This window comes from Pseudoflavonifractor capillosus (assembly GCF_016902575.1).
Classification (GTDB): domain Bacteria; phylum Bacillota; class Clostridia; order Oscillospirales; family Oscillospiraceae; genus Enterenecus; species Enterenecus capillosus_A.
Map to the genome: position 1 here is coordinate 1 of NZ_JACSNZ010000056.1, position 11,705 is coordinate 11,705.

7 protein-coding genes are annotated in these 11,705 nt (G+C 61.0%); 4 read left to right on the plus strand and 3 right to left on the minus strand.

All coding sequences use genetic code 11. The features are described 5' to 3' along the window. The first annotated feature begins 258 nt into the window (after positions 1-258). Genes H9X86_RS10885 through secG form a run of 3 tightly spaced genes read left to right on the plus strand, consistent with a single transcriptional unit; the run spans position 259 to position 2,690 of the window. The gene (locus tag H9X86_RS10885; RefSeq protein WP_204901548.1) at positions 259-1,326 is read left to right on the plus strand and encodes an MGDG synthase family glycosyltransferase; all 1,068 of its coding nucleotides are present in this window, start codon (positions 259-261) and stop codon (positions 1,324-1,326) included. Further along, positions 1,323-2,393, plus strand: coding sequence for a lysylphosphatidylglycerol synthase transmembrane domain-containing protein (locus H9X86_RS10890; RefSeq protein ID WP_204901549.1), 1,071 nt, complete (start codon positions 1,323-1,325; stop codon positions 2,391-2,393). Before H9X86_RS10885 ends, H9X86_RS10890 begins: the two co-directional genes overlap by 4 nt. A 60-nt stretch (positions 2,394-2,453) precedes the next feature. Continuing rightward, entirely contained in the window at positions 2,454-2,690 is a 237-nt protein-coding gene (gene secG / locus H9X86_RS10895) for a preprotein translocase subunit SecG (RefSeq protein ID WP_204901550.1), read from the plus strand. Positions 2,691-2,864: 174 nt separating this feature from the next. Here the strand turns inward: secG and H9X86_RS10900 are convergent, their stop codons facing one another. The 3 genes from H9X86_RS10900 to H9X86_RS10910 form a co-directional block, all read right to left on the minus strand. Beyond that, positions 2,865-3,860 (minus strand): helix-turn-helix domain-containing protein, encoded by a 996-nt coding sequence (locus H9X86_RS10900; protein ID WP_204901551.1) that lies wholly within the window; start codon positions 3,858-3,860, stop codon positions 2,865-2,867. Positions 3,861-3,977: 117 nt separating this feature from the next. Further along, the gene (locus H9X86_RS10905) at positions 3,978-5,444 is read right to left on the minus strand and encodes a glycogen synthase (RefSeq protein WP_430736102.1); all 1,467 of its coding nucleotides are present in this window, start codon (positions 5,442-5,444) and stop codon (positions 3,978-3,980) included. An 800-nt stretch (positions 5,445-6,244) separates the two neighbouring features. After that, entirely contained in the window at positions 6,245-7,768 is a 1,524-nt protein-coding gene (locus H9X86_RS10910; RefSeq protein ID WP_204901552.1) for a YifB family Mg chelatase-like AAA ATPase, read from the minus strand. Positions 7,769-8,012: 244 nt separating this feature from the next. On the opposite strand from H9X86_RS10910, the gene nifJ reads away from it, so the two are divergent. Beyond that, positions 8,013-11,552, plus strand: a complete 3,540-nt coding sequence (nifJ, locus tag H9X86_RS10915; protein ID WP_204901553.1) for a pyruvate:ferredoxin (flavodoxin) oxidoreductase — start codon at positions 8,013-8,015, stop codon at positions 11,550-11,552. Positions 11,553-11,705 lie beyond the last annotated feature (153 nt).

An 11,705-nucleotide genomic window follows, 5' to 3' on the forward strand; every position in this document is an offset into this window, starting at 1 on the left:
CATCCTGGCAGCACACCGAGGCCCACCACCCCTGCCGCCCCCCTGTCCCCACAAAAGCTATGAGGGGCCGGGGTGGTGGGCCTCGGTGTGCTGCCAGGATGCCCCGCCGGAATCCATAGAATGGATAGAATGGGACAAACTTTTCCAAGAATTTACCACACCTTAAGGAAACCTTAACCCCGGCAACGCCAAAATCTAAAATGCGTCTGCTATGATATGGTTAAAATAGGATCAACAAGACCAAAGGAGATTTACGCAATGAAGGTCCTGATTTTGACCGGAAAATTTGGTATGGGACACTGGTCTGCCTCCCAGGCATTGCAGCAGCAGCTGGAGTTGGATGGGCACCAGGTAAAGACCGTGGACTTTTTCAATTATGCCATGCCCGAGCTGGCTCCCGCCCTCTACCGGGCCTTTGGGTGGCTGGTGAAGTACGGCGGCGGCTTGTACAATCTTTTTCACCGCCTGACCCGCAACGTGGAGGGGGAGATGCCCCTGGCGGGGCAGTGGGTGGAGCACCTGGAGGAGCTTTTGTGGAGCGAAGGTGCGGACGTGGTGGTGTCCACCCACCCGGTGTGCTCCTCGGTGGTGGCCCGCTACAAGCGGGAAGGGGGACAAGTGCCTCTGGTGACCTGCATTACCGACGTGACAAGCCACAGTGAGTGGATCCACCCCGAGACCGATGGCTATTTGGTGGCCTCTCAAGAGGTGCGCCGGGGGCTGGCGGCCAAAGGTGTGGAGGAGGAACGCATCTTCGTCTCCGGCATCCCGGTGGGGACGCAGTTCACCCAGGGCAATCCTCACACAGACAAGCGGGAGCTGCTGATCATGGGGGGCGGTCTGGGCCTGATGCCCCGGGGTGACCGGTTCTATCAACAGCTGGATGCCCTGCCCAACGTCCACGTGACCATCCTCACCGGACGCAACGAGAAGCTGTATCATCGCCTTCACGGGAAGTACCAGAATATTGAGGTGGTGGGTTTCACCACCCAGGTGGATCAGTATATGGCTCGGGCCCACCTGATGCTGTCCAAGCCTGGTGGCATCACCGTCTTTGAGGCCATTGCCAGCCGCCTGCCCATGCTGGTGTGGGCGCCCTTTTTGGAGCAGGAGCGGGAGAACGCCCGGTTTTTGCTGGATGCCGGTATGGCTCGCCTGGCGGATAAGGAGGAAGACGCCTGCCTGTATGCCATTGAGAGTACGTTGTACCACCAGGCGGGGCTGGATGAGATGCGCTCTGCCATGGAGCGGGTGGCAGACACCATGTGCCGGGCAGCGGTGTGTGCGCTGGTAGAGCAGCTGGCGGGAGAGAAGGTGGACGGATGAAGTTGACCAGCAAAAAACAACTGGTGTGGTTTGGGGTCATGGCCCTGCTGCTGGTGGGTACCGCCTACACCATCTTGGGACAGCAGTCTCCCGGAGAGCTGGCAGGGGCCATAGCCCGGGCCAACTGGGGCGTTTTGCTGCTGGCTCTGCCGGTGATGGGGGCGTTCATCGCCTGTGAGGCCACAGCCACCCGGCTGGTGCTGGGGGCTTTGGGCTGCGCCCGCCCCTGGCGCAGGTGCTATTTTTACTCGTGTACCGGGTTCTTTTTCAGCAATGTAACCCCTTCTGCCACCGGCGGTCAGCCCGCCCAGGTGTACTACATGAGCCGGGACGGGGTACCGGTGGTGTCTGGCGCCATGGATATGCTGCTGGTGAGCATTGGCTACCATACAGCGGTGGTGGGCTATGCCCTGGCCGCTTTGTACTTTGGTCGCCACCTGCTGGAACAGTTGGGCGGCCAGGTGGGGCTGCTCATTGGGGTGGGGCTGTCTATATTCGTAGGTCTCAATGCGGCTATGATTCTGCTGCTCTTTCTGCCCGGCCCCGCCCGACGGCTGGGGGTGTGGGGCATTGCCCTGGCCTGCCGCCTGGTGAGGCGTCTGGATCGGGCCGAGTTGGAGGACAAGCTGGAGGGAGTGTTGGAGCAGTACCGCCGGGGTGCAAGGGTCATTGCCCGCAATCCCCTGGTGTTGGTGGCAGTGGTGGCGCTCAGCGGGGTCCAGCTGGGCTGCTCCTACCTGGTGCCCTACCTGGTGTACCGCTCCTTTGGCCTGTCCGGCATGGGGCTGTTAGAGGTGGCCGCACTCCAGGTGCTGTGCACCGTGGCGGTGGGATTTTTGCCCCTGCCCGGCTCTGCCGGAGCGGCGGAAGGGGTGTTTTTGCGCACCTTCCTGGCGGTGTTCGGCCCGGGGCTGGTGGCTCCTGCCATGATCCTCACCCGGACAGTGAGCTGCTACTTTGTGCTGCTGGTGACGGGATGCGTGACCCTGGTGGGGCATCTGCGGCTCCAGGGGGCGGGGAGAAATGCGAAAACCCCTTGCAATCCCATGCAGGGTGTGGTATCATAGACAATACTTGTAAGGGCATTTGCGCCCATTTTTAGACTGTGACCGAAAGGATTGAATTCCATGTCCACTCCCGTGCTGATTGTTTCTATCATCTATTTTGTGGTGGCTCTGGCCCTCATCGCCATCGTGATGCTCCAGTCCGGCAAGAGCGCTGGTCTGTCTGGTGCCATCTCCGGCGCCGCTGACACCTTCCTGTCCAAGAACAAGGCCAAGACCGCTGATGCCCGCATGGCCAAGATGACCAAGTGGGTGGCCATCGTGTTCCTGGTGCTCACCATGGTGCTCAGCCTCATCTAATTTCCAGCACAAAAAATCCCTGACCAATCGGTCAGGGATTTTTTTGTCTGCTCAAGGGGGCTGTGTGTGCAGGTTTTCCAGCCTGGTTAGCTCCGCAGAACACGGTAATAAGAAGTGAGAACAGTCCAAGGGCGGGAGAAATGGATGATTTCTCCTGCCCTTGGGCTTAATTTGTCATTTCTTTGTCAGCAGCCCTGCCACTGTGCGCACCGGGGCATACAGCACCGCTGCCACCGGCCACACCAGCCAGGTGCGCCCCCAATCCATGGTCCAAAAGCTCCAGCCCAGGTAGACGGCCAGCACCAGGCCCCAGTAGATGGTGGCCAGGGGGCTGTTTTCCTCCTGCTTGTGCGCCCGGGTGTAGTCCCCGGTCTCCAGCAGGCGCTGAAAGCTGCCGGCGATGATACAGGTGCGCACCAGCAGGAACACCCCCACAGCCACAAATACGAACATGAGCACCAGACCTGTGATGACGGCCATGCCGTCCTCATTGATGGCTGCCCCCACCATCAGGGGCACCAGGCTGAGGATGCACAGGGTGATACCCACCACCAGCAGCATCAGGTGGGTGGGCTGGTATTGCTCTTGGCGCTTTTTTACCACCCCGTCCACCCCGTAGGCCAGCTCCACAGGCTGACTGTCCAAATGCTCATAGGGGGACAGGCGGCTGCCAAAGAAGAGAAACAGTGCCACGGCGGCGGCCACCATCACCAGCATCACGGTCAGGCCTACGCCGCCTGCCAGAGGCTCGGACAAGGTGAACCGGCCCTCCTCACTGGACAGACCGCCCAGGTAGATGAGGGGGGCGGGGGAGAGGATGCACAGGGCTACCCCCAGGGCGATTTTGCTGGCCACTGCCTTTGCGGTATCCAGATAGGTGTTGGCCTGCTCCAGGGTGATGCGCTGCACCGGGGGCTGGGGGACATCCAAAATGGGGGCGGGCTCCGGCTCCCCTTGGGGTAGCTCGGGCTCCATCTCGTCCCGCAATAGGTAGTCGGTACTCACATCAAACAGCTGGCTGAGCCGCAGGATTTTGTCCAGGTCAGGGATGGAGCTGCCGCTCTCCCACTTGGACACTGCCTGCCGGGACACCCCCAGCTGGTTTGCCAGCTCCTCTTGAGACCATCCGGCTTTCTTTCTCAGATTCATGATCTTGTCGGCCAATATCATCGTTGTGCCTCCCATCGGCTTTTGATGGCTGAATGATAGCAGATCTTCCGGTTGCCTGCCACCAAGAGGAGCTGGAAATGTGTCAACTGGCGGTTGCGGCGGTGGTTTTTGGGCGATTTACCACTGGGTCAGTTCCAGATACAGATCCTTGTACTGCCGGGCGGAGTTCTCCCAAGACACGTCCTTGGCCATGTCCCGCTGCACCACCTCGTCCCAGTGGTAGCGGTTGGTGAAGTACTCGGTCTTGGCCCGGTTGATGGCATCCAGCAGCAGACCTGCGTCATACCGATCAAAGGTGAAGCCGTTGCCGCCGCCGGAGAAGCTGTTGTAGGGCTCCACGGTGTCCTTGAGCCCGCCGGTCTCCCGGACGATGGGCAGGGTGCCGTAGTGCATGGCGTTGAGCTGGGTCAGGCCGCAGGGCTCAAAGCGGGAGGGCACCAGCAGGGCATCGGCACCGGCGTAGATGCGATGGGCCCGGGCCTCATCGTACTGGATGCAGGCGCAGAAGGTGCCCCGGTGGGCGTTCTCATAGTAGCGGAAGGTGTCCTCATACTCCTTGTCGCCGGTGCCCAGCACCACCACCTGGGTGTTGCCGTCCAGCACCTGGGGGATGACAGCACTGACCAGATCCAGGCCCTTCTGGTTGGTGAGCCGGGAGATGAGGCCAATGACGAACTTGCCCTCGTCCTGCTCCAGCCCCAGCTCCCGCTGCAGGGCCAGCTTGTTGGCCATCTTGTGCTCCAGCACGTTGCCCAGGTCGTAATTCTCCGCCAGGGCGGGGTCGGTGGCGGGGTTCCACATATCGTAGTCAATGCCGTTGACAATACCACGGAGTTTGCCGCTGTGGTAGCGCAGGTGGCCATCCAAGTGCTCCCCGTACTCAGCGGTCTGGATCTCACCGGCGTAGGTGCCGCTGACGGTGGTGACACGGTCGGCGTAGGCGATGCCGCCCTTGAGCATGTTGGCATCCTGATAGCCATCCTTCAAAGCCCCCATCTGGAACACCTCGTTGGGCAGGCCAGACCAGTAGCGGATGGTGGGGATGTTGTAAATGCCCTGGAAGCGCAGGTTGTGGATGGTGAGGATGGAGCGGGCGTGGCCCACGGGAGAGTCCTTGAACAGGGTGCGCAGGTACACGGGCACCAGACCTGCCTGCCAGTCGTGGCAGTGGACGATGTCGGGGATCCAGTTCATGTAGTTCAGAGCAGCCAGAGCGGCCTTGCTGAAGAAACAGTACTTGGGAATGTCGTCCACCAGGTTGGTGTAGGGGTTGCCCGAGGAGAAGAACTCCTGGTTGTCGATGAAGTCGTACACCACACCGTCGCAGATGTACTCCATGATGCCCACATAGTAGTTGCGGCCGGTGTTGCCCAGATCCATGTAAAATTCACCCCGGTATACCATCTGGTCCTGGTACTTCTGGGGGATGCAGGCGTAGCGGGGCAGAATCACCCGCACGTCACAGTTGAGACGGGCCAGCTGGCGGGGCAGGGCGTACATCACGTCCCCAAGACCGCCGGTCTTGACAAAGGGATGACATTCGGAACCAATGAATGCGATGCTTCTCCGGGGCAGCTGAGACATATCAAACATAGGCGTGGCCTCCTCCACAACAGATGCAGTTTCCTCCACAACGGGGGTGGTTTCTTCGGCAACGGGTGCAGTTTCTTCCACAACGGGGGCGGGCTTGGCTTTGGCGGTGGTTTTCTTGGCTTTCGGGGTGGTAGTCTTTTTTGCTGCGGGCTTTTTCTCCGCCATGGGAGCGGCTTTCTTCTCCGCCACAGGCTCGGCCTTTTTTTCGGCAGCAGGAGCGGCTTTCTTCTCCGCCACAGGCTCAGGCTTTTTCTCCACCACAGGAGCAGCCTTTTTCTCCGCCGCAGGCTCGGCCTTTTTTTCAGCAGCAGGAGCAGCCTTTTTCTCGGCCACAGGCTCGGGCTTTTTCTCCACCACAGGAGCAGCCTTTTTCTCCGCCGCAGGCTCGGCCTTTTTTTCAGCAGCAGGGGCCGCTTTCTTCTCCGCCACGGGAGCGGGTTGGGCCTTGGGGGACTGAGCCTGCTTGGGGGTAGGCTCCTTGGGTACAGCCACGGGGGCGGCCTTCTCCACGGCGGGGGCAGCTGCCTGCTGGGGCACTTCCGCCTGCTTGGCCGCAGGCATAGACGCAGCCACAGGAGCGGGAGCCACTGCGGTGGGGACTTTTTTCGGGGCGGCGGGCTTTCTTGCAGCCCGCTGTTTTTTTGCGGAACTTGCCTTTCGTTGAGCCATCATGAATCTTCCTTTCACCTAATTATATGGTATATATCATATCTATATCATCACTGGCCCGGATCCATGCCGCCTGCGGGGCGGCAGAAGTGCGAGGCGGGTCTTTGGTGATTTCTCCATGATTATGCCTGAAGCTGCTCAGGGGGGCGGTACTGGAGCGCCTCGGCCAGGTGGTGGGGCTGAATATTTTCCGCCCCGTCCAGGTCTGCCACGGTGCGGGCCACCCGGAGAATGCGGTCATAGCTGCGGGCGGTCAGCCCCAGTTTCTCATAGGCCCTCCGGATCATGGCCTCACAGGCATCATCCAGCTGGCAATAGGCTTTCAACTCCTGGGGCCCCATATGGGCGTTGCAGGCGGGGCCGTTGGGCCCGAAACGGGCAATTTGAATGGCACGGGCGGCGTTGACCCTGGCCCGAATCTCCGCCGAGGACTCAGCGGGAGCGGCCCGGCCCACCAGCTCGTCATACTCCAGAGCGGGAACGTCCACACAGATGTCGATGCGATCCAGCATAGGCCCAGAGATACGGCTTTGGTAGCGCCGCACCGCCTGCTCGGAACAGGTACACCGCCCCGAGGGGTGGCCGTACCAGCCGCATTTGCAGGGATTCATGGCGCACACCAGCATAAACCGGCTGGGATAGGTCACCGAGCCGGAGGCTCGGGTGATCTGGGTCTTGCCGTCCTCCAAGGGCTGGCGCAGCACCTCCAGCACGTCGGCGTGAAACTCGGGCAGCTCATCCAGAAACAACACCCCGTTGTGGGCCAGGGAGATCTCGCCGGGGCGCAGGCTGGCGCTGCCCCCGGCCATGCCCACCGGTGAAATGGTGTGGTGGGGGGCACGGAAGGGGCGGCGGAGCACCATGGGGTGCTCCTTGGAGGTCAGGCCCATCACCGAGTAGATCTCGGTGCAGGCCAGGGCCTCCTCCCGGGTCAGGTCGGGAAGGATGGAGGGCAGGCGCTTGGCCATCATGGACTTACCTGCCCCGGGGCTGCCGGTCATCAAAATATGGTGTCCCCCGGCGGCGGCCACTTCCAGAGCCCGCTTAGCCCCCTCCTGACCCTTCACGTCGGCAAAGTCCGGCCCGGTGGGCAGGGTCTCCGGTGGGGTCCAGGGCTGGGCAGGGGAGATGAGGGACTCTTTGCGCAGGTGAGCGCACAGCTGGGACACCGATTCCACCCCGTACACCTCCAGCCCCTGGGCCAGGGTGGCCTCGGGGGCATTGTCGGCGGGGACAAACAGCCTGCGGATGCCGCAGCGTACCGCAGCCAAGGCCATGGGCAGCACCCCGGACACCGGACGCAAGGCCCCGGACAGGGACAGCTCACCCAGGAAGGCGGCGTCGGCGTATCCCTTCAAAGGCAGCTGGCCGCTGGCGGAGAGAATGCCCAGCAAAATGGGCAGGTCGTACACGGTGCCCATCTTCTTGCGGTCAGCGGGGGCCAGATTCACCGTAATGCGGGAGACAGGGAAGTCATAGCCGCTGGAGCGAATGGCCGAGCGCACTCGTTCCCGGGATTCTTTCACCGCTGTATCGGGCAGACCCACCACATCAAAGGCAGGCAGACCACTGGAGAGGGCACACTCTGCCGTCACCGGATAGCCGTAGGTGCCGTGAAGACCCAGGGAGAGCAGATTACACACCATAGAGGGCAAAACCTCCTTGTGAAAAAAGTAACGTAAATTCTTTTTTATCTATCATACCACGGGGGTTTGTTCGGCGCAAGGTGTCTTATTCTCATTGGCGGAGGCCAGGTGAGACGGTGTGTGAGAATTTACAAGAAAAAATGGAATTATTCATTGAATTTATAGGGGAAATGTGGTAGACTGAGGTGTATTCGGAATTTGGATGTCTCAGCTCTTTGCTGAGAAACAAAAGGAGGAAACGAAAATGGCACGTAAGTTCAAAACTATGGACGGCAACACCGCTGCCGCTCACGTGTCCTACGCATTCACAGAGGTTGCGGGTATTTACCCCATCACTCCGTCCAGCCCCATGGCTGACAATGTGGATCAGTGGGCCGCTGCTGGCCGGAAGAACATCTTCGGCCAGACCGTGAAGGTTGTGGAGATGCAGTCCGAGGCTGGTGCTGCCGGTACCGTCCACGGCTCTCTGGCCGCTGGCGCCCTGACCACCACCTACACCGCATCCCAGGGTCTGCTGCTGATGATCCCCAACATGTACAAGATTGCCGGTGAGCTGCTGCCCACCGTGTTCCATGTCTCCGCCCGTACTGTGGCCAGCCATGCTCTGAACATCTTTGGCGATCACTCCGACGTTATGGCCTGCCGCCAGACCGGCTTTGCCATGCTGTGTGAGTCCAACCCCCAGGAGGTTATGGACCTGGCTGCTGTGGCTCACCTGGCTACCCTGAAGAGCCGTGTCCCCTTCATCAACTTCTTCGACGGCTTCCGTACCTCTCACGAGATCCAGAAGGTGGCCGTGTGGGATTACGAGGACCTGGCTGAGATGTGCGATATGGACGCTGTGGCCGCTTTCCGTGCCCGCGCCCTCAACCCCGATCACCCCGTGATGCGTGGTTCTCACGAGAACGGCGACATCTTCTTCCAGCACCGTGAGGCCTCCAACGCCTACTATGATGCTGTCCCCGAGATCGTCGAGGAGTACATGGGCAAGGTCAACGAGAAGCTGGGCACCAACTACCAGCTGTTCAACTACTACGGCGCTGCCGATGCTGACCGTGTCATCGTGGCTATGGGCTCCATCTGCGACGTGGCCGAGGAAGTCATCGACTACCTGAACGCTCACGGCGAGAAGGTTGGTCTGGTGAAGGTGCGTCTGTATCGTCCTTTCCGTGCCGACAAGCTGCTGGCTGCCATCCCCGCCACCTGCAAGGAGATCGCTGTGCTGGACCGCACCAAGGAGCCCGGCGCTCAGGGCGAGCCTCTGTACCTGGACGTGGTGACCGCTCTGGCCAACGCCGGCCGCACCGACATCCGTGTCATCGGCGGTCGTTACGGCCTGGGCTCCAAGGACACTCCCCCCGCCAGCGTCTTCGCTGTGTATGAGGAGATGACCAAGGCTGAGCCCAAGCGTCTGTTCACTCTGGGCATCAAGGACGACGTCACTCACCTGTCTCTGGAGGAGAAGCCCTCTCCCAACACCGCTGCCGAGGGCACCATCGAGTGCAAGTTCTGGGGTCTGGGCGGCGACGGTACCGTGGGCGCCAACAAGAACTCCATCAAGATCATCGGCGACCACACCGACAAGAACGTGCAGGCTTACTTCCAGTACGATTCTAAGAAGACCGGCGGCGTGACCATTTCCCATCTGCGCTTCGGCGACAAGGCCATCCGCAGCCCCTACTACATCAACAAGGCTGACTTCGTGGCCTGCCACGTGCCCAGCTACATCACCAAGGGCTTCCCCATCGTCCGTGACGTTAAGCCCGGCGGCGTGTTCCTGGTCAACTGCCAGTGGAACTTCGACGAGCTGAACCATCACCTGGATGCCGCTTCCAAGCGCTACATCGCTCAGAACAACATCCAGCTGTACATGATCAACGCCATCGACCTGGCCATCGAGATCGGTATGGGCAAGCGCACCAACACCATTCTCCAGTCCGCCTTCTTCGCTCTGGCCAACGTCATGCCCCAGGAGGACGGCATCCGCTACATGAAGGAAGCTGCCACCAAGTCCTACCTGAAGAAGGGCCAGGACGTGGTCGACATGAACCACAAGGCCATCGACCTGGGCGCCACCGCTTTCGTCAAGGTGGACGTGCCCGCCGACTGGGCTACCGCTGAGGACGCTCCCGCCGCCCACAACTACGAGGGTAAGGCCGAGCTGGTGGCTCAGGTGGAGAACATCATGGAGCCCGTCAACAAGATGGACGGCGACTCCCTGCCCGTGTCCAAGTTCGTGGACTGCGTGGACGGTACCTTCCAGCAGGGCGCTTCCGCCTACGAGAAGCGCGGCGTGGCCGTCACCGTGCCCGCCTGGAACGAGGCTACCTGTGTGCAGTGTAACCAGTGCTCCTACGTCTGCCCCCACGCCACCATCCGTCCCTTCGCTCTGACCGAGGAGGAGGCCGCTGCTGCCCCCGCCGGTGCTCAGATTGTGGACATCAAGGCCGGCAAGGGCAAGGGCGTGTACAAGTACTCCCTGGCCGTGTCCGCTCTGGATTGTATGGGCTGCGCCGTGTGCGTGGGCGTGTGTCCCACCAAGAGCCTGACCATGGTGCCCATGGAGCAGATGCTGACCAAGCAGCCCGCCTTCGACTACATGGTTGCCAAGGTTGCTCCCAAGAAGGACATGGAGTCCGTGGCCAACGTCAAGGACAGCCAGTTCAAGCAGCCCCTGCTGGAGTTCTCTGGCTCCTGCGCTGGCTGTGCCGAGACCTCCTATGCCCGCCTGGTCACCCAGGTCTGCGGCGACCGTATGTATGTGTCCAACGCCACCGGTTGTTCCTCCATCTGGGGCGGCCCCGCTGCTACCTCTCCCTACTGCACCAACGCCGAGGGCAAGGGTCCCGCTTGGGCCAACTCCCTGTTCGAGGACAACGCCGAGCACGGCCTGGGCATGCTGGTTGGTGTCAAGCAGCGTCGTGAGAAGCTGGTTGAGGTCGTCACCGGTCTGACCTGCGCTGACTGCGCCAGCGACGAGCTGAAGGCTGCTGCCGCTGAGTGGCTGGCCAAGCGTGACGAGGGCGAGGGTTCCAAGGAGCCTTCCGCCAAGCTGCTGGAGCTGGCTAAGTCCTGCGACTGCGACGCTTGCCGTCAGGTCGTGGAGATGTCCGACCTGCTGGTGAAGAAGTCCGTGTGGATCTTCGGCGGCGACGGCTGGGCTTACGACATCGGTTACGGCGGTCTGGACCACGTCCTGGCTTCCGGCGAGGATGTCAACGTCTTCGTCTTCGACACTGAGGTGTACTCCAACACCGGCGGACAGGCTTCCAAGTCCACCAACATCGGCCAGGTGGCTCAGTTCGCCGCTGCCGGTAAGACCGTGGGCAAGAAGAGCCTGTCTGAGATCGCCATGCAGTACGGCTACGTCTACGTGGCTCAGGTTGCCATGGGCGCCAACCCCAACCAGACTCTGGCTGCCATCCGTGAGGCCGAGGCCTATCACGGCCCCTCCCTCATCATCGGCTATGCTCCCTGCGAGATGCACTCCATCAAGGGCGGCATGACCAACTGCCAGGCTGAGATGAAGCGTGCTGTGGATTGCGGCTACTGGAACCTGTTCCGCTACAATCCCACCCTGAAGGAAGAGGGCAAGAACCCCTTCACCCTGGACTCCAAGGCTCCCGCTGGCGGCTATCAGGAGTTCCTGATGAACGAGGCTCGCTACTCCTCCCTCACCCGCTCCTTCCCCGAGCGCGCCAAGGATCTGTTCGAGAAGAACGAGAAGGCCGCTATGGAGCGCTGGGAGCACCTGCAGAAGCTCATCGAGCTGTACGCTCAGTAATTTACTTCCCAAGCGCAAAAGGACGCAGCCACCGGCTGCGTCCTTTTTTTGTCTAATGAAAACCCCCGGCTGTGCCGGGGAGTTCAAAAAAAGCTTTAGCGTTCCATATGAAGAAAAAACTCCTTTTGATACAATAAGAGTGCGGTCTGCCAA